18 protein-coding genes are annotated in these 22,907 nt (G+C 67.2%); 14 read left to right on the top strand and 4 right to left on the bottom strand.

Translation table 11 applies throughout. From position 1 onward, the window contains the following. Positions 1–125: 125 nt before the first annotated feature. The 5 genes from OHS16_RS06905 to OHS16_RS06885 all read left to right on the top strand — a co-directional run bounded on the left by OHS16_RS06905 (position 126) and on the right by OHS16_RS06885 (position 6,863). Positions 126–2,996, top strand: coding sequence for a vitamin B12-dependent ribonucleotide reductase (locus OHS16_RS06905; protein ID WP_328536291.1), 2,871 nt, complete (start codon positions 126–128; stop codon positions 2,994–2,996). Between the two features lie 597 nt (positions 2,997–3,593). Next, positions 3,594–4,406 carry an arylamine N-acetyltransferase family protein gene (locus OHS16_RS06900; protein WP_328536290.1) on the top strand — a complete coding sequence of 271 codons (813 nt, stop codon included), beginning with the start codon at positions 3,594–3,596 and terminating at the stop codon, positions 4,404–4,406. A 188-nt stretch (positions 4,407–4,594) separates the two neighbouring features. Beyond that, the gene (locus OHS16_RS06895) at positions 4,595–5,200 is read left to right on the top strand and encodes a YdbC family protein (protein WP_328536289.1); all 606 of its coding nucleotides are present in this window, start codon (positions 4,595–4,597) and stop codon (positions 5,198–5,200) included. A 61-nt stretch (positions 5,201–5,261) separates the two neighbouring features. Continuing rightward, on the top strand, positions 5,262–5,921 hold the full coding sequence (locus OHS16_RS06890; RefSeq protein WP_328536288.1) for a histidine phosphatase family protein: 660 nt from the start codon (positions 5,262–5,264) through the stop codon (positions 5,919–5,921). Positions 5,922–5,933: 12 nt separating this feature from the next. Further along, positions 5,934–6,863: an ADP-ribosylglycohydrolase family protein gene (locus OHS16_RS06885; protein ID WP_328536287.1), complete on the top strand. Its 930-nt coding sequence runs from the start codon at positions 5,934–5,936 to the stop codon at positions 6,861–6,863. Positions 6,864–6,889: 26 nt separating this feature from the next. Here OHS16_RS06885 and OHS16_RS06880 read toward each other — a convergent pair whose 3' ends face one another. Next, positions 6,890–8,440 carry an MFS transporter gene (locus OHS16_RS06880; RefSeq protein WP_443042751.1) on the bottom strand — a complete coding sequence of 517 codons (1,551 nt, stop codon included), beginning with the start codon at positions 8,438–8,440 and terminating at the stop codon, positions 6,890–6,892. A 221-nt stretch (positions 8,441–8,661) separates the two neighbouring features. Between OHS16_RS06880 and OHS16_RS06875 the strand changes: the two genes are divergently transcribed. The 3 genes from OHS16_RS06875 (at position 8,662) to OHS16_RS06865 (ending at position 10,820) form a co-directional block, all read left to right on the top strand. Continuing rightward, positions 8,662–9,288 (top strand): TetR/AcrR family transcriptional regulator, encoded by a 627-nt coding sequence (locus tag OHS16_RS06875; protein WP_328536286.1) that lies wholly within the window; start codon positions 8,662–8,664, stop codon positions 9,286–9,288. A 61-nt stretch (positions 9,289–9,349) separates the two neighbouring features. After that, complete coding sequence (locus OHS16_RS06870) at positions 9,350–10,060, top strand: ribonuclease HII (protein WP_328536285.1); 711 nt, start codon at positions 9,350–9,352, stop codon at positions 10,058–10,060. Positions 10,061–10,157: 97 nt separating this feature from the next. After that, a complete protein-coding gene (locus OHS16_RS06865) occupies positions 10,158–10,820 on the top strand; it encodes a hypothetical protein (RefSeq protein ID WP_328536284.1) in 663 nt (220 codons plus the stop codon). A 79-nt stretch (positions 10,821–10,899) separates the two neighbouring features. Here OHS16_RS06865 and OHS16_RS06860 read toward each other — a convergent pair whose 3' ends face one another. Both OHS16_RS06860 and OHS16_RS06855 read right to left on the bottom strand, forming a co-directional pair. Further along, positions 10,900–11,532 (bottom strand): hypothetical protein, encoded by a 633-nt coding sequence (locus OHS16_RS06860; protein WP_328536283.1) that lies wholly within the window; start codon positions 11,530–11,532, stop codon positions 10,900–10,902. A gap of 216 nt (positions 11,533–11,748) precedes the next feature. Continuing rightward, a complete protein-coding gene (locus OHS16_RS06855) occupies positions 11,749–13,917 on the bottom strand; it encodes a RecQ family ATP-dependent DNA helicase (RefSeq protein WP_328536282.1) in 2,169 nt (722 codons plus the stop codon). 110 nt (positions 13,918–14,027) lie between these two features. Here OHS16_RS06855 and OHS16_RS06850 point away from each other — a divergent pair, with 110 nt between their 5' ends. The 6 genes from OHS16_RS06850 (at position 14,028) to OHS16_RS06825 (ending at position 22,403) form a co-directional block, all read left to right on the top strand. Further along, a complete protein-coding gene (locus OHS16_RS06850; protein ID WP_328536281.1) occupies positions 14,028–15,320 on the top strand; it encodes a DUF4192 domain-containing protein in 1,293 nt (430 codons plus the stop codon). Between the two features lie 477 nt (positions 15,321–15,797). Next, positions 15,798–16,568, top strand: a complete 771-nt coding sequence (locus OHS16_RS06845; protein WP_328536280.1) for an NUDIX hydrolase — start codon at positions 15,798–15,800, stop codon at positions 16,566–16,568. A 97-nt stretch (positions 16,569–16,665) separates the two neighbouring features. Continuing rightward, positions 16,666–18,486 (top strand): ATP-binding cassette domain-containing protein, encoded by a 1,821-nt coding sequence (locus OHS16_RS06840; protein ID WP_328536279.1) that lies wholly within the window; start codon positions 16,666–16,668, stop codon positions 18,484–18,486. A 184-nt stretch (positions 18,487–18,670) separates the two neighbouring features. Beyond that, positions 18,671–19,537, top strand: coding sequence for a FadR/GntR family transcriptional regulator (locus OHS16_RS06835; protein WP_443042750.1), 867 nt, complete (start codon positions 18,671–18,673; stop codon positions 19,535–19,537). Between the two features lie 331 nt (positions 19,538–19,868). After that, positions 19,869–21,413 carry an RNA polymerase sigma factor gene (locus OHS16_RS06830; protein ID WP_328536277.1) on the top strand — a complete coding sequence of 515 codons (1,545 nt, stop codon included), beginning with the start codon at positions 19,869–19,871 and terminating at the stop codon, positions 21,411–21,413. 159 nt (positions 21,414–21,572) lie between these two features. Next, positions 21,573–22,403 (top strand): S1 family peptidase, encoded by an 831-nt coding sequence (locus OHS16_RS06825; protein ID WP_328536276.1) that lies wholly within the window; start codon positions 21,573–21,575, stop codon positions 22,401–22,403. Between the two features lie 110 nt (positions 22,404–22,513). Here OHS16_RS06825 and OHS16_RS06820 read toward each other — a convergent pair whose 3' ends face one another. After that, a complete protein-coding gene (locus OHS16_RS06820; RefSeq protein ID WP_328536275.1) occupies positions 22,514–22,744 on the bottom strand; it encodes a DUF7455 domain-containing protein in 231 nt (76 codons plus the stop codon). Positions 22,745–22,907 lie beyond the last annotated feature (163 nt).

The following is a 22,907-nucleotide window of genomic DNA, read 5'->3' as shown; positions in this document are numbered from 1 at the left end:
CCCTGCGGGGTCGGCGGTCATGGACCTGCCTGTGGCGCTCCCCGTGCCGCAGGCGTCAGACACACACCGTGCCACGGGAAGAACTGGGCACTTTTGGGCGTTCTAGCCCGCATATGGGAGGCGGCATGACAGAGACGGCAAGCGGTCCGGCACGAGGTTCCCGAGCCAAGGGATCCAAGGCGGCCGCCAATCGGCAGGGGCTGCGCGTCGAGCGCATCCACACCACTCCCGGCGTGCATCCGTACGACGAGGTCGCCTGGGAACGCCGTGATGTCGTCATGACCAACTGGCGCGACGGCTCGGTCAACTTCGAGCAGCGCGGCGTCGAGTTCCCCGACTTCTGGTCGGTGAACGCGGTCAACATCGTCACCAGTAAGTACTTCCGCGGCGCAGTCGGCGCGGACAACCGCGAGAACAGCCTCAAGCAGCTCATCGACCGTGTGGTGAGGACTTACCGCAAGGCGGGCGAGGAGAACGGGTACTTCGGGTCCCCGGCGGACGCCGAGCTCTTCGACCACGAGCTGACCTATGCCCTGCTGCACCAGGTGTTCAGCTTCAACTCGCCGGTCTGGTTCAACGTAGGCACGACGCAGCCGCAGCAGGTCAGCGCCTGTTTCATCCTCGCCGTCGATGACTCCATGGAGTCCATCCTCGACTGGTACAAGGAAGAGGGGATGATCTTCAAGGGCGGCTCCGGTGCCGGTCTGAACCTCTCCCGCATCCGCTCCTCCAAGGAGCTGCTCTCCTCCGGAGGAAACGCCTCCGGCCCGGTTTCCTTCATGCGCGGCGCCGACGCTTCCGCAGGCACCATCAAGTCCGGCGGTGCCACACGCCGTGCGGCCAAGATGGTCGTCCTGGACGTCGACCACCCTGACGTAGAGGCCTTCATCGAGACCAAGGTGAAGGAGGAGGAGAAGATCCGGGCACTGCGGGACGCTGGCTTCGACATGGATCTGGGCGGGGACGACATCACGTCCGTCCAGTACCAGAATGCCAACAACTCCGTACGGGTGAACGACGAGTTCATGAACGCCGTGGAGTCCGGATCCAGGTTCGGTCTGCGCTCACGCATGTCGGGCGAGGTCATCGAGGAGGTCGACGCCAAGGCGCTCTTCCGCAAGATGGCAGAGGCCGCGCATGTCTGTGCGGACCCCGGGATCCAGTACGACGACATCATCAACCGGTGGCACACATCGCCGGAGTCGGGCCGGATCACGGCGTCCAATCCCTGCAGCGAGTACATGCACCTGGACAACTCGTCGTGCAATCTCGCCTCGCTCAACCTGATGAAGTTCCTGCGTGACGACGACAAGGGCAACCAGTCCTTCGACGCCGAACGTTTCGCCAAGGTCGTCGAGCTGGTCATCACGGCGATGGACATCTCCATCTGCTTCGCGGACTTCCCCACCGAGAAGATCGGCGAGACCACCCGTGCCTTCCGCCAGCTCGGCATCGGCTACGCCAACCTCGGCGCTCTGCTCATGGCGACCGGCCACGCGTACGACAGCGCCGGGGGACGCGCGCTGGCGGGTTCCATCACCTCACTGATGACCGGCACCTCCTACAAGCGGTCTGCGGAGCTGGCGGCGATCGTCGGTCCCTACGACGGCTACGCACGAAACGCGGACGCACACAAGCGCGTCATGAAGCAGCACTCCGACGCGAACGCGGTCGCCACCCGCACCGACGATCTGGACAGCCCCGTCTGGGCCGCGGCCACTGAGGCATGGCAGGACGTTCTGCGCCTCGGCGAGAAGCACGGTTTCCGTAACGCGCAGGCCTCGGTGCTCGCACCGACTGGCACCATCGGCCTGATGATGGACTGCGACACCACGGGCGTCGAGCCGGACCTGGCCCTGGTCAAGTTCAAGAAGCTCGTCGGCGGTGGCTCGATGCAGATCGTGAACAACACGGTCCCCAAGGCCCTGAAGCGTCTGGGCTACCAGCCCGAGCAGGTGGAAGCGATCGTCGCCCACATCGCCGATCACGGCAATGTCGTCGACGCCCCCGGGCTCAAGCAGGAGCACTACGAGGTCTTCGACTGCGCCATGGGCGAGCGTTCCATCGCGCCGATGGGCCACGTCCGGATGATGGCGGCGGCGCAGCCGTTCCTCTCCGGCGCCATCTCCAAGACGGTCAACATGCCCGCGTCCAGCACGGTCGAGGACGTCGAGGAGATCTACCTGCAGGGCTGGAAGCTCGGCACCAAGGCGCTCGCCGTCTATGTCGAGAACTCCAAGGTAGGCCAGCCGCTCTCGGCCAAGACGAAGGATGTCGTCGAGGAGCCGAAGACCGAGAAGGTCATCGAGTACCGGCCGGTCCGCAAGCGTCTTCCGAAGGGCCGTCCCGGCATCACCACCTCCTTCACGGTGGGCGGCGCCGAGGGCTACATGACCGCCAACTCTTACCCGGACGACGGTCTCGGTGAGGTCTTCCTGAAGATGTCCAAGCAGGGTTCCACCCTGGCGGGCATGATGGACGCCTTCTCGATCGCCGTCTCGGTCGGCATGCAGTACGGCGTTCCGCTGGAGACATACGTTTCGAAGTTCACCAACATGCGCTTCGAGCCGGCCGGTATGACGGACGACCCCGATGTGCGAATGGCGCAGTCGATCGTCGACTACATCTTCCGCCGCCTGGCGCTGGACTTCCTGCCGTTCGAGACGCGCTCGGCGCTCGGTATCCATTCGGCCAAGGAGCGTCAGCGTCACCTGGACACCGGTTCGTACGAGCCGGGTGACGACGAGATGGACGTGGAGGGCCTGTCGCAGTCCGCTCCGCGGCAGGTGGAGCCCCCGAAGCCGGTCGCCTCGAAGTCCGAGCCCGTGACCGCGGCTCCGGCGCCCAAGGAGGCGCACAACTCCACCGAACTGATGGAGATCACGCTCGGTCTGAACGCCGACGCACCGCTCTGCTTCTCCTGCGGCACGAAGATGCGCCGTGCGGGCAGCTGCTACCTCTGTGAAGGGTGCGGTTCGACCAGCGGCTGCAGCTGATTTCGGTCGGTTGCTGGAGATGAACTAGCTGGTCGGGAGCGGTGGAGCCGTATTGCGGGCTCCACCGCTCCTGCGCTTGCCGGGCCGGAGTGAGGCGCTGCTCCGATTCGCGGCGTTGCCCCCGAGCCGCGGGGTGCCGACGATGAATCCGCCCGTCCGACAGATACCACTCCGGGCTGTAGCGAAGCGCTGCTGTCCGGCCGAAACGCCAATTCCAGAGACGTCTGTGACGTACGGGGCTTCCAGTGTTCCGGCTCACGTGATCATGGGCAGAGTGAGGGCGTCTCTCGACGGGGCATAGACCTGCTGCGCGACGTACTCGAGACACTGAACCCTTCCGCCTCCGAGGTGAGCAACCACGCCGACGCGAGTGCCTGGAGGCCTGGAAGTGCTCGCGCCCGCGCTCCGCACCCGTAAGAGGGCCGCAGTACACGGCGTTGACTGTGAGGGGCGCTCATAGCGGGGGGCCTTGGTCCGTTGACGCGCGGGACGGCTGCCGCCGCGCACTGAGCCGCTGGGAGCGGACCGTTCCCGGCCGGTGCCGGGCGTTCGGAAACCGGTTGGTTCGCGACGCCGGGGTGACGATCATTGGTTTCCATGACATGGAGCGGCGAACAGCTGGATATGGACGCGTACTTGACTCGGATCGGTCATCAGGGGGAGACCGACGCGGCAGTCGGCACACTGCGGGCACTGCACCGGGCACATGTCGCCGCTATCCCGTTCGAGAATCTGGATGTGGCGCTCGGCCGGCCGGTGTCTCTGGATACGAAGAGCATCCAGGACAAACTGGTCGCGCGGCGGCGTGGCGGTTACTGCTACGAGCAGAACTCCCTGCTGGCGGCAGCCCTGGAGCGCCTGGGGTTCGAGGTCACCGCGCGCGGGGCGCGAAACCGTACGCGGGGAGCGACGATCACTCCGGTGACACACGCCTTGCTCGTCGTCGCCATCGGCGGGGAGCAGTGGCTCGTGGACGCGGGGTTCGGCGCGCAGGGCGTACTGGAGCCCATACCGCTGCGCGACGGAGCGGTGGTGGTTCAGGACGGCTGGACCTTCGGGATCGCCCTCGAGGACGACGGGATCCATGTGCTGCGGGCGCTGCGCCCCGAGGGATGGTCGGATCTCTACGCGTTTGCGCCCCAGGTCCTGTATCCGGGCGACTTCGAGGTCATGAACCACTACAGCTCTACGCATCCGCAGTCGAAATTCGTAGGGCAGGTGGTGGCGCAGTGCCGAAGATCCGGAGTTCGCCTGATGCTTGTACGGGATGAGCTGACGTCGGTTTGTGCCGATGGGACGGTGGAGCGACGGAGGATTGCCTCCGACGACCTCGGGCGGGTGCTCGCCGGGGAGTTCGGGATCGATGTGGCTGCTGCCGACGCGAGACGGCTGGCCGCGCTGAGCCAGTAGACAGACCTGGGGCGGGGCCCTCGTCCTCGGGGAGCCGGCCGGGGCGCTGACAGTTTTTGCGGCGACCTTGACCGGATTCTTGGCCACATGACCGTAATTGAGCTGGCCGGAGGGCTTCTGCCGAACTGGCCGCGATGCACTTCGTCCGAGCATGACCGGCGTCACTCTCCTGGCCGTACGATGGCGCGGTGCTGGTCAAGTGGACTCGCTGCACGGTGACGGACCTTCGGGGGTTCGAGCAGGGGCAGCGGAGGTGGGCGGGGTTGCTGGGTGAACCGGGCTTCCGGGGACAGGGGGGTGGCTGGAGCCGCGGTCGGCAGGGTGTGGCCCACATCTTTACCTTCTGGGAAAGCCGTCCTTTCTATGACTCGTTCATGGCGCGTTCGTACGACCGTCTCGCTTCCGCGCAATCAGGGACCCGCAAGAATGTGCAGGTCAAGCTCTTCGACCACCGCTTCGACGTGAAAACCGGATTCGAGCCGCGCTTCGCGGACGCCGATGTGGTCCGCGTCGCGCACTGCCGAGTGCACGCGGACCGGGCAGAGCACTTCGCGCTGATGCAGGAGAAGGTCTGGAACCCAGCGATGGCGGGGTCCCCGGGGATGCTGCGCGGGCTGTTCGGCCAGGCCCCCGGTGACGAGTTCCTGGTGCTCTCGATGTGGCAGTCGGCGGCCGAGCGCGGAAAGTACCGGCCCGAGCGGGTGGAGCGGCTCTCGTTGCGTGCCCAGATCGACGCCGATGTCATGGCGCTGGCAGGGGACGTCGTCCAGCTGGAACCCTCCTGGACCGTGTGATGTACAGCCTGCTTGTGGTGTGCCTGGAGCAGTCGGCTCGAATTCGATCTAGGGTCTTGGCATGGCGCGACCACAACGCATCGTCCTCGTCCGGCACGGCGAGTCGGAGGGCAATGCCGATGACACGGTGTACGAACGCGAGCCCGATCACGCTCTGAAGCTCACGGAGACGGGTTGGGACCAGGCGAAGGAGACCGGGGCCCGGTTGCGCAAGCTGTTCGGGCAGGAGGCGGTGAGCACGTATGTCTCGCCCTACCGCCGCACCCACGAGACGTTCAGAGCCTTCGGTCTCGACTCTGATCAGGTGCGGATCAGGGAGGAGCCGCGGCTGCGGGAGCAGGACTGGGGAAACTGGCAGGATCGTGACGATGTGCGACTGCAGAAGTCGTATCGCGATGCGTACGGTCATTTCTTCTACCGCTTCGCGCAGGGGGAGTCCGGCGCGGATGTCTACGACCGGGTGGGAGCTTTCCTGGAAAGCCTGCACCGCAGCTTCGAGGATCCTGATCACCCGCCGAACGTCCTGCTCGTGACGCACGGGCTGACCATGCGGCTCTTCTGTATGCGCTGGTTCCACTGGTCGGTGGCGGAATTCGAGGCGCTCGCCAACCCGGGCAACGACGAGACCCGGACGCTTCTGCTGGCCGAGGACGGCAGATACACCCTCGACCGGCCCTTCGAGCACTGGCGGCTCCCGGAGTCGTACGGCGCCACCGGTTAGAGTTGGACCGCGATGACCGCCGACTCCGCATTCCACCCCGTTCCCGGGTCTGTCCCCGATTCATTCGGGCGCGCCCGGGCCAGCCTGCGCGGGCTCTCCGTGGGAGACGCCCTGGGTTCCCAGTTCTTCGTCCCCGACAACTACCCACTCCTCGCCCGGCGTGAACTGCCGGCCGGTATCTGGCAGTGGACGGATGACACCGAGATGGCCTGCTCCGTGTTGGCCGTGCTGGTTTCGCACGGCCGTGTCGACCAGGACGCCCTGGCTGCCTCATTCGCCGAGCGGCACGATTTCGACCGCGGTTACGGCCCTGCGGTCAACCGGATGCTGCGATTGATCAGGGAGGGCGGCGACTGGCGCGAGCTGGCCAGTGCGCTCTTCAACGGTCAGGGATCGTGGGGCAACGGAGCGGCCATGCGGATCGCACCGCTCGGCGCGTGGTACGCGCACGATCCGGAGCAGGCGACGCATCAGGCCGAGATCTCGGCGTACACCACACACCAGCACCGTGAAGCGGTGGTGGGGAGCATGGCCGTCGCTGCTGCGGCTGCCCTGGCGGCGGCCCCGACAGGGCCGCCGACTCCGACAGGGCTGCTGGACGGCGTGATCGCGCTCGTTCCGCGCAGTGCCGTCGGGGCGGGGCTGCGCCGGGCGAGGGACATGCTCGACTACGACGACGCCGCCACGGTCGCTGCGGTGCTGGGCTGCGGGCGCAGAACGAGCGCGCACGACACCGTGCCGTTCGCGCTGTGGTCGGCGGCCCGTGGCCTCGGTGACTTCGAGCAGGCTTTCTGGACGACGGCCCAGGTGGGCGGTGACGTCGACACGACCTGCGCGATCGTCGGAGGCGTGGTGGCAGCAGGCGGCCGCGCCGCAGTGCCCGCCGGATGGCTGGAGCGGACCGAAGAGCTTCCGGAGTGGGCCCCGTCGCGTCCGTCGTAGGACGGTGGACGCGACGGGGCTCTGACTCAGGCGCCGGGGACTGCGGCCCCGGCTTTGCCGCTGAGTGCCTCGAGGTCACTCCTGCGGACCTGGATGACAAAAACGGCGGTGACTACTGCGAGCGCGACCAGGGCGACCGCGGCGATGAAAGAAACGCCGATGCCATGTGCGAGCACCGCGTCGCTCCAGGGAGCGGGCAGTGTGTGTGTTCTGGCGAAGGCAGCCTTCTGCTGCGGTGTTCCGTCGGCCAGGAACTTCGCGGCCTGCTTCGTCCCCTCATTGCGGCTGGCGGTACCGAAGACGGTCGTGAGGATGGAGAGTCCCAGGGCCCCTCCGACCTGCTGGGTGGTGTTGAGCAGGCCGGATGCCGCACCGGACTCTCTGTCGGCGACACCGGAAACGGCGGTGAGCGTCAGGGTGACGAAGTTGAGACCCATACCGAAGCCGAAGAGCACCATGGGGCCGAGAAGACCGCCCAGATATGAGCTGTCGGGGTCGATCAGGGTGAGCCAGCTCATGCCGATTGCGGTGAAGACAGTGCCGGTGACCATGAACGGCTTCGGACCGAGCCTCGGCAGGAGCTGAGTGGAGAGCCCGGCACCGGTGATGATGGCGACGGTCACGGGCAGGAAGGCCAAGCCCGCCTTGATCGGGCTGTAGTGAAGCACGTTCTGCACGAACAGCACGATGAAGAAGAACATCCCGAACATCGCGGCGGCCAGGCTGAGCATCATGACGTAGGTGCCCGAACGATTGCGGTCGGCGAACATCCGCAAAGGGGTGATGGGCTGAGCCGATCGGCGCTCCACAGCGACGAACACGATGAGGAGCACTACAGCGGCACCGAAGGAGCACAGCGTGACGTCGTCGCTCCAGCCGTCCTTCGCGGCGCGGATGAATCCGTACACGAGAGCAGCCATGCCGGCGGTCGACGCTACCGCGCCTGTGACGTCGAACCGGCCCGGGTGGCGTTCCGACTCGTTGATGTAGCGCGGGGCGAGGAATGCGATGAAGAGCCCGATGGGGACGTTGACGAAGAGTACCCACCGCCAGTCGAGCCAGTCGGTGAGCATGCCTCCCGCGAGGAGTCCGAGCGCCCCACCGCCTGCAGAGACGCCGGCGAACACCCCGAATGCCCGGTTGCGCTCAGGGCCTTCGGGAAACGTGGTGGCGACCAGTGCGAGCGAGGTGGGCGACGCGATGGCGCCACCGACACCCTGCAAAGCGCGCGCGGCGAGCAGTTGCCACGGCTCCTGGGCGAAACCGCCGAGCAGGGAGGCGAGGGTGAAGAGCAGAATGCCCGTGATGAACATCCGGCGGCGGCCCAGCAAATCCCCGGCCCGGCCACCGAGCAGCAGCATCCCGCCGAAGGTGAGCGCGTAGGCGTTGATCACCCAGGTGAGATCGCTGGTGGAGAAACCGAGCGCGGTCTGGATGTGAGGCAGAGCGATGTTCACGATGGTGGCGTCGAGCACCACCATGAGCTGACAGGCGGCTATGACGGTGAGTGCGATGCCCGGGTGTGCCGGCCGTGGGCCGGAGTCCGGAACGGATACGTCGTGCAGCGACGTATCTATTTGATCAGAAGACACGAAACTTCCCCCTGGGGCGAGTTGGTGCACTGAGTCGTCCCCCGGTGGTGACATTAGCGACCACGACTTAGAGAACGCAACCGTTCACTAGTATTGGTTCGAGAGCCGGTGTGGGAGGGGAAGGTCGACCCTGGTCCGCTTTTCGGCGACACTGGGGGTGTTGATCAAGTGATTGCGTACGAGCCGGTACTGACGGAGTGGAGCCGATGGTTACTTCGCGCCGGACTGCGGACTCCGGAGTGCAGCGTGTCTCGCTGCGGCGCCGGGGGCCGGTGCTGGAGCGGGCGATCCTGAATGCTGCTCTGGAGCAGTTGAGTACGGTCGGCTGGAGTGGTCTCACCATGGAGGGGGTCGCCGCCGAGGCTCAGACGGGGAAGGCCGCCGTCTACCGGCGCTGGCCCTCGAAGGAGGAGCTGGTCGCCGACGCGCTGAGGGCCGGTCTGCCGGATCTGGATGAGGACACCGACTACGGAAGTGTCCGCGATGACCTCTTCCAGCTATGTCGGCGGATACGGGACGCGATGTTCTCCAAGCCTGGGTTTGCACTTCGCTCAGTTCTTCACGAATGCGACAACACGGCAGCCGAGCGCTTCCATGAATTGATTCTGCAGCATGTGGCCGAGCCGTCCGCTCGTCGTTTCAAGGGCGTAGTGCTGCGTGGGATTGAGAGGGGCGATGTCCGCCCGGATGCTGTGAGCACGCTGATCTGCGATGTGATCCCAGGGTTGATGATGTATCGGTCCAAGGTGTGCGGAAGTGAATTTCCGGATGATGATCTTGCCCGGATGGTCGACGATGTGATGGTGCCGCTGCTGCGCCCGCACCCTGGATGACACCGGGTGGGGCACCGGGGGTGTCGCGTGCGGTGTCCGGCGGCGTAGGCTTGCTGGCGCCATGCCGTACGAACCACCCACGCACACCGTCGAGCGCTCGCTGCGCGCCACCACGGGCGCCAAGATCATCGCAGGTGTCGACGAGGTCGGACGCGGGGCCTGGGCCGGCCCCGTCACCGTCTGCGCCGCCGTCACCGGACTTCGCCGCCCGCCGACGGGACTCACCGACTCCAAACTCATCAGCCCCAAGCGTCGCACTGACCTGGCGGGGCGGCTGGAGTCATGGGTCACCGCCTATGCACTGGGGCATGCCTCCCCGGAGGAGATCGATGACCTCGGGATGACGGCGGCACTGAGGCTCTCCGCCATACGCGCACTCGAGGCGCTTCCGGCCCGCCCGGACGCGGTGATCCTCGATGGCAAGCACGACTACCTCGGTCTGCCCTGGCGGGTCCGTACGGTGATCAAGGGCGACCAGTCCTGCATCGCCGTAGCGGCGGCCTCCGTGATTGCCAAGGTGCGCAGGGACGCGATGATGGCCGAGCTTGCGGCTCAGTCCGATGTCTGTGACGGCTTCGCCTTCGAAGCCAACGCGGGGTACCCCTCACCCGTGCACAAGGCCGCGCTGGCGGAGCGGGGGCCCACCCCGCACCACCGGCTCTCCTGGTCCTATCTCGACGGGCTGCCTCAGTGGCGGCACCTGAAGAAGACCCGTCTCTCCGCGGAAGCTGTCGCACTTGAAGACGGGGGCCAACTCGGCTTCGAATTCTGAATTTTCGGTGGATCAGCGGAGAACTCTTCTGCTCGAATCGTACTGACGTGCCCACCCGGTGGTGCTTTGCGCGCCGTCGTTTGATAGACAACCATCCATGCCTCTCATCCCCGAGGAGCCTCAGATTCACGAGAGTGCCCAGGGTCCCCGCGTCGCTCCGGCCGCCGGCCGCGCTACGCCGAACCCCCGTCCCGTACCCGGTCCGCGCCCCGCGGCCGTGCCTCGCCCCGCCCGCCCGGGGCCCCGTCCCGCTGCCAGGCCGACGCTTCCGGCGCCGCCTGCGCAGCGGACATCCTCTGCCCAGCAGCCGGAGACCCGATCGGAAAAGCGACCGGACACCTCCAGCGTGGCCACTTCGGACACCACGTCCGCGCCGCAGATCCAGTTGATCCCAGCACCGGTCGACGGAGCACTCGACGCCGCCGACGAGGCGGTCGATCTGCTGCTCGACACCGGGCGCGCACCGGGCGACGTCCTGGTGCTCACCACTGGAGAACAGCACCCGTGGGCTTCGCACGAGCTGTCCTTCGGCGAAGACGCCTACTGGGCCCAGCATGACGCCCAGGAGGATGTCTTCTACGCAGCTGCCGCGGCCGCCGGTCGGGCTTCGGCCCGTCCCGTCGTGATCGTGGCACTCAACGGTGGTACCGATGATTCCGTGGCCCGGGCGCTGCCCGAGGCCAGGGAGCGAGCGGGAACGCTGCTGATCGTCTGCGGTGATCCGCAGCGCGTCAACTCCGTGCTCGGTGCAGGCGTCTGAGCCGAACGTCCGAATGCCCGGCCGTCCCCAGTAGGGGGCGGGCCGGGCAAAGGTCGTATTTGCCTCCTGCGGAGGCCCGTCAGCGAGCGGCGACCCGGCTCAGAGTGGCCGCAGCCCCCGCACGCAACGGTGTTGATTCGGATTCGCCTCCGGTGTCGGCGATGGCGACAGGACGGGACAGGGAGTTGGGCCGCCTGCCACCACGGCCTTCGCCCAGCACCTGCCAGCCTCCGTGAGTGAGTGTGATGTAGGCGCCGCAGCGCAACCCATGCAGTGTGCACGCGTCACGCAGCCCCCACATCCATGCTCCGTCCTCCTCCGTCCAGCGTTCGTCACCGTCACGGCAGTAGAGCAGCACGGCAGTGCGAACGGGAGTGCGGCGTCGGAGATCGTGCGGGATGACCCTACGCAGATGCGCGAGCAGTGCGTTGCGGAAATCCCACCCGTCTGCAGGAGTGGAGCGCCGGGCGAACGAGGCACTGGCAGTGAGCCGTTCCTCATGATCGAGTACGGCGACGACGGCGGTCGATGGGGCGGGGTGATGCCTGGAGTGGAGGCCGCCGACAACCTCACGGGGGTTGCGCAGCAGAGGTATTCCTGCGGCTGCCCATTCGGAGGGTTCGAGGAGCCTGCCGAGGCGGTTGGCGGTGTCGGCGGACATGGACGTGGATGAGGCGGTCAGGGCGGCGGACGGAGCGAATCCGAAGGTCACGGTCCTCCCTTCGCATACGCGCCCATGGTGCGGGCAGGGTCGGGTGAGGCGCACCGGGGCACAGCCCATTGGAACCACAGGCGAGCCGTGCGGGGAGCAGCTCCAATTCTTGCTGTCGTACGGTCAGGCGGCAACGAGCAATTGCTGCGGCTGTCTGAATTCTTTGGGTATGGCGCACATATCCCTGCCCAAACGGCCCTCGGATGACGCCAATTGTCACCCCTGAACTGCTAGGACCAGGGGAAACACTCCCTTCGCTCCGGACCGGCGGAGAAGCCGCGCCGTCACGGCGAGCGTCCAGCCGCTTTCCGAGAGATCGTCGACGAGCAGCACGGGACCATCTGCTGCGCTGAGTGCGGCGGCCAGATCAGCAGGCACGGTGAACGCGGCATGCAGAGCGCGCACCCGCTGGGCGCTGTTGCTCGGCGGGATCCGCTCGTGAACGGCTCCGGCGTATTCGACCCGGCCGAGCATCTGCATCCGGCCGATCTCCGCGATGTGCCTGCCTAGCGATTCGACGAGTTGGGGCCGACTCTGCGAGGCGACGGTTACCACACCGACCGGTCGTGGCGGGGCGTCCTCGTCGCCCGAGGCCCAGCCACCCGGGCCCTTGGCCCAGTCGGCCAGCACGGTCACCACGGCGTCGGCCACCGCACTCGGCACCGGGCCGTCAGGTGCCTGCGGCGCGAGCATCGGGCGCAGCCTATTGCCCCATCCGATGTCCGAGAGCCTGCCCAACGCGCGCCCCGGAAAGGCTCTCTCCCCCTGCGCGATTCGGCCTTTGAGCTCGACACCGACCGCTGCCAGCCCCGTCGGCCACATCTTCCGGGGCTCCACCTCCACCCCGGGCCGCCCCAATTCACCACGCGCCCGCTCCAGCGCCGTCTCGGACACATCAGCGGTGAACCTGCCGCCTGCGCAGTTGTCGCAGCGCCCGCAGGGTGCTGCTTCCTCGTCGTCCAACTGACGTCGGAGGAACTCCATGCGGCAACCGTTCGTCGTCGCGTAGTCACGCATGGCCTGTTGCTCAGAGGCTCGCTGTTTGGCCACCCAGGCATAGCGCTCGGCGTCGTAGACCCAGGGCTCCCCCGTAGTCGTCCAGCCGCCTTTCACCCGGTTCACCGCACCGTCGACATCAAGGACCTTCAGCATGGTTTCCAACCGTGTGCGCCGGAGGTCCACAAGGGGCTCGATGGCCGGAAGCGAAAGTGGCCGTCCTGCCTGGGCGAGTACTTCGAGGGTCCGGCGCACTTGATGCTCGGGTGGGAAGGCGACCGAGGCGAAGTACTTCCAGATCGCCTCGTCCTCCTTCCCGGGCAGCAGCAGGACCTCCGCGTGCTCCACCCCGCGGCCGGCCCGGCCCACCTGCTGGTAGTAAGCGATGGGGGAGGAGGGCGAGCCCATATGGACCACGAACCCGAGATCGGGCTTGTCGAACCCCATGCCCAGCGCCGATGTGGCGACCAGGGCCTTGACGCGATTGGCGAGCAGGTCGTCCTCCGCCTGCTGGCGATCCGCGTTCTCGGTCTTGCCGGTGTACGAGGAGACCGTGTGCCCGCGCTGGCGCAGATAGGCGGCTACTTCCTCGGCCGCGGCGACCGTCAGGGTGTAGATGATGCCGGAGCCCGGCAGCTCACCGATGTGGTCGGCGAGCCAGGCCAGGCGGTGTGCCGCGTCGGGGAGTTGAACAACACCCAGACTCAGGCTCTCGCGGTCCAGGGGCCCTCGCAGTACGAGGGCATCGGTTCCGGCGCCGGTACCGAGCTGCTCCGCGACGTCGGCGGTGACGCGGGCGTTGGCGGTGGCCGTGGTGGCAAGTACCGGTACACCGGGCGGAAGATCGGCGAGCATGGTGCGGAGCCGGCGGTAGTCGGGGCGGAAGTCATGGCCCCAGTCGGAGATGCAGTGGGCCTCATCGACCACCAGCAGCCCGGTGGCGGCGGAGAGTTTTGGCAGCACCTCGTCACGGAAGTCCGGGTTGTTGAGCCGCTCGGGGCTGACCAGCAGCACATCTACCTCACCCGCGGCGACTTCGGCCTGAACCGTTTCCCACTCCTCCGTATTGGAGGAATTGATGGTCCGCGCGCGGATACCGGCCTGCGCCGCGGCTTCCACCTGGTTACGCATCAACGCCAGCAATGGCGAGACGATCACAGTGGGCCCGCTGCCCTGTGCCCGGAGCAGGGAGGTGGCCACGAAGTAGACAGCGGACTTGCCCCAGCCGGTCCGCTGCACGACCAGGGCCCGCCGCTTCTCGGCGACGAGGGCCTCGATGGCTGTCCACTGGTCCTCCCGGAGCGTGGCGGCCCCGGTGGGGTCGCCGACGAGACGGGCCAGGACGGCATCGGCCGATGCTCTGAGGTCGGAACGGTCTGAGTTGGTCATGCCTCCATGCAACCCGATCGCACCGACAATGCGCGAATGAGGGACGTGACCTGTGGATAAAGTTATCCACAGGGGTCGCGGGTTCAATGCGATCAGGGGATCTTCGAGCCATGAGCAAGCATCACGAACCCTTCGGTCCAGAATCCACCCAGCAACAGGTCACGCTGCGCGGCCCTGCCGAACTTGCCGACTCCCTGCCCTACTTGCTGGGATTTCATCCCACCAATTCGGTGGTGATGGTGGCGCTGCACGGCAACCGGGGCCGCTTCGGCGGTCGGCTCAGGGTCGGCATCCCGGAGTCGTCGCACGAATGGCAGCCGGTAGCTGAGCAGCTGGCCGAGGGGCTGATCAGCGGAAGCGAACGTCGCCAGGCCCGGCCCGATGGGGTCATCATCTTCCTCTGCCAGGATCCGAAACCGGGAGAGACATCCGCGGACGTCATGGAACGGCTTCGCCCTTTCGCCCAGCAGCTGCGCAAGGCATGCGGCTCCCTCGATGTCCCCGTTCCTGAAGCGCTGTGCATCTCGGACGGCAGGTTCTGGTCCTACTGCTGCCCGGATGCGCGCTGCTGCCCGCCCGAGGGGAGCCCGCTGACCCTGCCGGGCACTTCGGTGATGGCTGCAGCAGCCGCCTACGCGGGGATCCAGGTGCGCGGATCGCTGGAAGAGATGGAAGCGAGACTTGCCCCCTGGCAGCCGCCGCGCACTGTGTCCCAGGAGCGGGCTCTGGACGATGCCGCGGCAGTCCTGGTGCCGAGAATCCTGGCCGGAGCCGACCGCGACGAGGTCGCCGCCGAGACGCTGAACGCCGCACGGCGCATGGTCCGCCGCATCGAGCGCACACCCCAGGCGGCGGGCTGGCAGAAGTCCGACGCGGTGGACGACGACCTCATGACCGACGACGAGGCCGCCGTGATCCTCCTCGGACTCCAGGACCGCACGACGCGTGACCGGGCAGCAGAATGGATGGAAGGCCCGGCTGCCGGCTCCGTTCTGCGCCTCTGGCGTGCACTGTCGAGGCGATGCGTCGGCTCATATGCCGAATACGCGGCGGCGCCGCTCACCCTCGCGGGGTGGGTCGCCTGGTCGACCGGCGACGAGCCGGGTGCCCGGGTCGCACTGGCACGGGCGCTGAGCCTTGACCCGCAGTACACCTTCGCCCGCTTGCTCCATCAGGCCTGCAACGAAGGACTCGACCCCGAGGTGTTGCGGCATTGTCTGCGGAAGGAACGCAGCAGCCGGGTCGCACCTCGGAAACAGTCCGGAGAGCGGACGGTGAAGGCTCCGAAATCTCCGGGCACCCGCCGCGACGCACCGACCGGCACCGCCCGTCCGGGTACATCCGCGAGCGAAGGCCGCACCGGCCGGCGCAATGGCAAAAGGGACACGCGAAGCGGGCGGTGAGAGCGCAGCGCGGGTGTGGCCCCGACACCCCTACGCCCGGCACCCGGGGGCAGCTGTGTCCGGGCGGTGGTCCGTAGAAGAGCCAGGATCGGGCGCGCAGCCTCCATGCCAGAAACCGGAAAGGAGAGCGCGCGCCGGGCCCCGGGCGTCGTCGGAGTGAGCGCGGCTCCCTACGCGCCAGCGGACCGGGCAGTCGCGGAGTCCATGCCACACGTGCTCCGGCAGTGCGTCGCCTGGCCTCCGGAGCCGAGCGGTCCCGGCCGTCCGGCTCGCATATACACCGGATCGCCTACACACGGGAACCGTTCGCGACCGGGGGACGGAGCCGTTCACGAGAACGGTCGAGGTAGCCGTGAGCGGTCACCCGCCGGACGCCCAGGGATGTGAGGCACCCATGCACGAGAGACGGGTGAAAGAAAGAGCATCGGAGGTAACGAGTGACGTGTTTATCGTCAGAGAGACGACTATGATCGCGGCATGTCGCCTTACGACCCGTCGGCTTTCCCGCCCTTTGCTGTCACCGTCGACTTGGTCGTGCTCACCGTGCGGGGGCATGCCTTGTGCGCGCTGGTCGTGCGACGCGGCGAAACCCCGTTTCAGGGCAGTTGGGCCCTGCCCGGTGGCTTCGTCAAGGCGGACGAGGATCTCGGAGCCGCTGCGGCGCGTGAGCTGGCCGAGGAGACGGGCCTCTGCGCTCAGGATCCCACCGCCCCTGCCCCGGTGCCGGGCAATGGCGCTCACCTGGAACAGCTCGGCACCTACGGCGACCCCGAACGCGACCCTCGGATGAGGGTCGTCAGCGTGGCCCATCTGGCGCTGGCACCGGATCTTCCCGCGCCGAGGGCGGGAGGTGACGCCAAGAGTGCGCGTTGGACGCCCGTGGAGGCCCTTCTCGGTGTGGAGAGCGGGACGGCGAGGGCAGGAGAATTCGCCGCACCTCTCGCCTTCGACCACGCGCGGATCCTCTCCGATGGGGTGGAACGGGCACGATCCAAGATCGAGTACTCCTCGCTTGCCACTGCCTTCTGCCCGCAGGAGTTCACGGTCGGAGAGCTCCGTCGGGTCTATGAAGCGGTGTGGGGTGTCGTGCTGGATCCCCGTAATTTCCATCGCAAGGTGACTGGCACGCCGGGCTTCCTCGTTCCGTCGGGCGGCACCACGACCCGGCAGGGAGGTCGTCCCGCTCAGCTGTTCCGGGCCGGGGGGGCCACGCTGCTGAACCCCCCGATGCTCCGCCCCGAGGTCTGAAGTTCTGCGATCCTGCGCAAAAAGTCGTAAATGTCGCGATATCTTGCTGCGGTAGCCGCCTCTGCCGTCAGGCGGTCCCGCTACCGCGAGAGAAGCGATGCTCCAGGCCATCGGACTCACCAGTACCCCCCGCCGGGATTGCCCGCCCATTGTGGACAATCTGACCTTCGAGGCCGCCCCTGGCACTGTCACCGCGCTTCTCGGCGCGCCGGGATCGGGAAAGACCACAGTCCTTCGGCTGATGCTCGAACTCGAGCAGGGCCGGGGTACCACCTACTTCCGTGGTCTTGAGCTGCACCGCATCACACGCCCGGCAGGCGAGGTGGGAACTCTGCTGGGCGATGTCCCCGGCCACCCCCAGCGGACGGTCCGCGGCCAGCTCCGTATGCTCTGTGCGGCCTCCGGAGTGCCCGCCGCCCGCGCGGACGAGCTGATGGATTTCGTGGGCCTGGGTGGCCTGTCCGGTCACCGGCTCGGCACGCTCTCCCTCGGTATGGACCGCAGGCTGGGCCTTGCCGCCGCACTTCTGGCCGAGCCGCACGCGCTGCTTCTCGACGACGCCGCAGAAGGGCTCTCGCCGGGCGACAGCGGCTGGCTGTTCGGACTGCTGCGCACTCACGCGGCTCGCGGTGGCACGGTCCTCTACACAACCAGCGACCCCAAGTCGGCCGCCAGGAATGCCGACCATGTCGTCACGATCGACGACGGGCGTCTTGTCGCGGACCAGCAGGTCGCCGACTTCGCCCGTACCCGCCTCCGCCCGCGCGTCGCGGTGCGCACGCCGCACACGGTGCGTCTCGCCGGGCTTCTGGGCCGCGAGGCCCGTGCCGGTCACCGATCCGTGGAAATCGTCGCCGAAAGCGGCAGCCGGCTCTCGGTCTACGGCAGCAGCTGTGCCGAGGTCGGCGAGACCGCCTTCCGGCACGGGATTCTTATTCATCAGCTCGCCGACGAGACCGGTGACATGGGGCCCTCCGGCACCGGACCCGAGCCCGGCTCCGGAAGCAGCAGCTCGGAACCCGCGCGGCACCGAGCCGGCGATGCCGATGACGAGCCCATGACTTCTGAGGGTGGGGCCCCGGTGCCCCTGATCGGGACCGCCGCTCAGTACGCGGAAGTGCCGCCGGTGATCGTCCGGCGCGCCGCCCAGGGGCCCCTGAGGCCTTTGCGATACGAGCTGCGCAGAGGTTTCGGCGTCAGACTCCCGCTCCTGATCCTGGTCAGCGTTCTCATTGTCTCGGCGGCCACGGCAGCTCTGCTCGCCCGGGCAGGCCAGACTCCGCTGCCCCACCTGTTGGCGGCCTGGCCGCGTGTTCTTCCGCTGCCACCCGCGGCGGTCGGGGCAGGCCTGCTGGGCGCACTGGCCTTCGGTGACGAATACCGCTATCCCGCCCTGGCCGCGAGACAAGGGATCGTTCCCCGGCGTATGGGCCTCCTCGTCGCCAAACTCACGGTGTCGGCCGGGACTGCCCTCTTGCTCGCGCTGTTGACCGCGGCTGCTGACAGCGGAGCGCTCCGTCTGCTCTACGGGGGTGACTTGGCAGAAATCCCAGAGAACTGGCCCTTTCTGAGCGTCAGTTGGGCGGGGCTCACAGTGGGCTGCGCATGGGCCGGGCTGCTGGGGGCCGGCGTCTTCAGAAGCACGACCGCGGGCCTGGCCTCCGTGCTCGCGGTGCCGGTTGCCGTTGTTCCCCTGGTACAAACCCTCTTCGCGGGCCCGGCGGCTCGTTCACTCACAGGCTTCCCCCTCCGGTTGCGCGAAGTGGCCTGGGTGGAGTGGCCGGATCGCGCCGACCGCTGGCTGATGGCTTTTCTGCGGCTGTTCGCTCAGCCCGTCGGGGCGGCGCTCGCTCTGTCGCTGACGGCTCTGCTCTGCGCATATCTGTTCACTGGCCTTCGCAGCAGGGCGCGTTGGTGAGCATCTTGGACGCTATCGGTACCGGGCTGTACGCAACTCCTCACAGAATGCCCGCATCTTTCCGATAAGGCGTCAATTACAGGGAGATCGGTGATCACCCTTTCGTGTGCTTTTCACCAAAGACCTCAAGAGGGGCCCTTAGCAGGCCGACAAAGGATGCGTGACTACCCTTGCGCACTCCATGATGAACCCCGTCCGGACAACCGAGTCAGGCCTCTCGGGGCCGGGCGAACGCGAACGCTTTTCGTATGCCGAGGCCCCCGGCGCCGATCGCGTCGGGCCCCCTTCCTGGGGCGGGGGCGATGCCGAGTTGGGCCGGGCCGTCGGCCGGCGGCCCTCAGGTAGCCGCGGCCGCGGATTGCACGGTCAACTCGTCCAGCAGCTGGGGCAGATGATCGTCTCCGGCGATCTCGGCGCCGACCGCCCGCTCGTTCCCGAGGAGATCGGTCAGCGCTTCGAGGTGTCGCGCACTGTGGTGCGCGAGTCGCTGCGCGTTCTTGAGGCCAAGGGGCTGGTGAGCGCCCGCCCCAATGTCGGTACCCGGGTCCGGCCCGTCAGTGACTGGAACCTGCTCGACCCCGACATCATCGAATGGCGGGCTTTCGGGCCGCAGCGGGACGATCAGCGCCGTGAGCTGAGCGAGCTGCGCTGGACGATCGAACCGCTCGCCGCTCGTCTCGCCGCCGGGCATGGTCGCGAGGACATGCAGCAGCGCCTGGCCGACATGGTCGAGATCATGAGCCATGCGCTCGCGCAGGGCGACTCGATCACCTTCTCCCGGGCGGACGCCGAGTTTCATGCCCTTCTGATCCAGCTCGCGGGCAACCGCATGCTGGAACACCTCTCGGGCATTGTCTCCGGGGCACTCCAGGTCTCCGGCGGACCCGTCACCGGATGTGACTGCCCGACCGAGATCTCGCTCGTGCATCACGCCCGGATCACGGACGCGCTCGCCGCGAACGACCCCCAGGCGGCTGAGGCGGCCATGCGTCAACTGCTCACCGTCCATCCCGAGGTGGAGCGCGTCGTTCCCGCGCCGCGTGAGCACTGAGTGCGCACCACGGCCGGGGCGTGATCCTGCACTCTGTGTCGCCGGGTCCCACGGGGGTCCGGCGACACGATTGTGGGTAGATGTCCTATATGACGGCATGGGTCGTGAATGAGGTGTGACTCGGGCCACGCAGATTGGGCGTAACACTCCTCGAAGCAGCGCGATGACCTAAGAGGTGGTAGCCGAAGAGGGAATGCAGTCGTCGTTGGTGGCGCTGTACCGCTCCGAGGTTCAGCCCGCGCCGTCGGTACATCCCCAGCCGGCGGTCGTCGGTTCCAGGCCCGTCAAGGGCGGAGCCGGAAGCCGTTTCCATCGTTTCGAGAGGTTGTTCGTGTCGGCCAGCACATCCCGTACTCTCCCGCCGGAGATCGCCGAGTCCGAGTCTGTCATGGCGCTCATCGAGCGGGGAAAGGCTGATGGGCAGATCGCAGGCGACGACGTGCGCCGGGCCTTCGAGGCCGACCAGATTCCGGCCACCCAGTGGAAGAACGTTCTGCGCAGCCTCAACCAGATCCTCGAGGAAGAGGGTGTGACTCTGATGGTCAGTGCCGCGGAGTCGCCCAAGCGCACCCGCAAGAGCGTCGCCGCCAAGAGCCCGGTGAAGCGCACCGCCACCAGGACTGTCGCGGCCAAGACGACCACGACGAAGACCGTGGCGGCTACGGCGGCACCGGCTGCCGAGAGCGTGGACGTCGTGGCTGAAGAATCAGAGCCCGCCAAGAAGGCCGCTGCGAAGAAGACGGCCGCCAAGAAGAGCGCCGCGAAGAAGACGGTCGCCAAGAAGAGCGCCGCGAAGAAGACCGCCTCCAAGAAGGACGCCGACGAGGTACTCGACGGTGACGAGGCGGAGGAGACTCCCGCAGCCAAGGCCGGCGAGGAGGAAGAAGAGGGCGGCGAGGCCAAGGGCTTCGTTCTCTCCGACGACGACGAGGACGACGCCCCGGCGCAGCAGGTTGCTGTTGCAGGTGCGACCGCGGACCCGGTCAAGGACTACCTGAAGCAGATCGGCAAGGTTCCGCTCCTCAACGCGGAGCAGGAGGTGGAGCTCGCCAAGCGGATCGAGGCAGGGCTCTTCGCCGAGGACAAGCTGGCCAACTCCGACAAGCTCGCGCCGAAGCTCAAGCGTGAACTGGAGATCATCGCCGAGGACGGCCGCCGGGCCAAGAACCACCTGCTCGAGGCCAACCTCCGTCTTGTCGTCTCGCTCGCCAAGCGTTACACCGGCCGCGGAATGCTCTTCCTCGACCTGATCCAGGAGGGCAACCTCGGTCTGATCCGTGCGGTCGAGAAGTTCGACTACACCAAGGGCTACAAGTTCTCCACGTACGCCACCTGGTGGATCCGTCAGGCGATCACGCGCGCCATGGCCGACCAGGCCCGCACCATTCGTATCCCGGTGCACATGGTCGAGGTCATCAACAAGCTCGCTCGAGTCCAGCGTCAGATGCTCCAGGACCTGGGTCGTGAGCCCACCCCGGAGGAGCTGGCCAAGGAGCTCGACATGACCCCCGAGAAGGTCATCGAGGTCCAGAAGTACGGCCGTGAGCCGATCTCCCTCCACACCCCCCTCGGTGAGGACGGCGACAGCGAGTTCGGTGACCTCATCGAGGACTCCGAGGCTGTCGTCCCGGCGGATGCGGTCAGTTTCACGCTCCTCCAGGAACAGCTGCACTCGGTGCTGGACACGCTGTCCGAGCGTGAGGCGGGCGTGGTCTCCATGCGCTTCGGGCTCACCGATGGCCAGCCGAAGACGCTCGACGAGATCGGCAAGGTCTACGGCGTGACGCGTGAGCGGATCCGTCAGATCGAGTCGAAGACCATGTCGAAGCTGCGCCACCCGTCGCGGTCGCAGGTTCTGCGCGACTACCTCGACTAGACCTTCACCGCACGGTACGGCATGGCACAGCGGGCCCAGGCCCTCCTTCGGGAGGGCCTGGGCCCGCTGTGCACCATCTGTCTGGTGCCTGCGGGCACGGTCGGCCGCAGCCTGATTCACTCTGGGTGAAGAAGTTCCACCGGAGAGTCAGGGGAAGGTATGCGTCGTCCTACCGTCCGAGCGCTGGCAGGAGTCCTGATGCTGTCCGCCGCGGCAGCCGTCGCGGCACCGGCTCTGTCCGTACCCGCAGCTGCCGACAGTGCGGTGGTCGGCGGCCGCGCGGTATCCGTGTCCGCGAGCCCGTGGATGGTGGCGCTCTCCAGCCGGGAGCGGTTCGGGAACCGCAGGGCCGGTCAGTTCTGCGGAGGTGTGGCGGTGGCGCCACGCAAAGTGGTGACAGCGGCCCATTGTCTGACCCGTGAGGTTCTCGGGGGGCCGCTCGACCAGGTTCATGACTTGAAGGCCATCGCCGGTCGTAGCGATCTGCGGGCACCCGGTGGCCGGGAGATTTCGGTGGACGCCGAATGGATCAACCCGGGATACGAGCGATACGCCGAAGGTGGGGACCTGGCGGTACTGACGCTGTCGCGGCCGCTACCCGGCTCGGACGTGATCCGGATGGCGGGCGCCGAGGACCCGGCCGAGCGGCCCGGTACGGCAGCCGAGGTCTATGGATGGGGTGACACGACCGGCGGCGGAGATTACCCCACGCTACTGCACGTCACCTGGGTGTCAGTGCTTCCCGATGCCCGGTGCGCGGACGCCTACCCAGGGTCGGTGACTGAGAAATACGAGGCGTCGACGATGCTCTGCGCGGGGGATCCTGGCGGTGGTCACGACGCCTGCCAAGGAGACAGCGGCGGTCCGCTGGTAGCCGGCGGAAGGCTCATCGGGCTGGTCTCCTGGGGGGCCGGGTGTGGCCGGGCCCAGAGCCCAGGGGTGTACACCCGGGTGTCGGCGATGGTTCACGCCGTGAATACGCACGGTTGAGCACCGTTCCGGTCCGGGTATGAGAACGGACGGCCTCTCCTGGGGATCCAGGCGAGGCCGCCCGTCGACCGACTTCAATCCGGTCCTTGGCTCGTCGTGGGTTCGAGGTATCAGCGATCCTCTTCTTGGGAATGGTCCTGGACGGCCGTCAGGCGGTCCGTCTCATCCTGTATGTCCGCGGCGATCTTCTTGAGTTCTGGCTCGAACTTACGACCATGGTGGGCGCAGAAGAGCAGTTCGCCGCCGCTGGTGAGTACGACGCGCAGGTATGCCTGGGCGCCGCATCGGTCGCAGCGGTCAGCGGCCGTCAGCGGGCTCGCGGGGGTCAGAACAGTAGTCACGTCGCCTCTTCTCTAGCTCGACGAGCTGTCGTACCAGGGTCAACATCCAACCAGGCCGAAAACGTTCCCGCTCTCGGCTTTTCCTCGAAACTTTTTGTCAAGGTGGCCGTCTGCTGCCGGTTGGCGGCGAATGAGCCGTATTGCGATGGCTTTACGGTTTCGC

Source organism: Streptomyces sp. NBC_00344 (genome assembly GCF_036088315.1).
Lineage (GTDB): Bacteria > Actinomycetota > Actinomycetes > Streptomycetales > Streptomycetaceae > Streptomyces.
The sequence above is the reverse complement of the archived record's forward strand: the minus strand, read 5'-3'. Positions and strand labels throughout refer to the sequence as shown.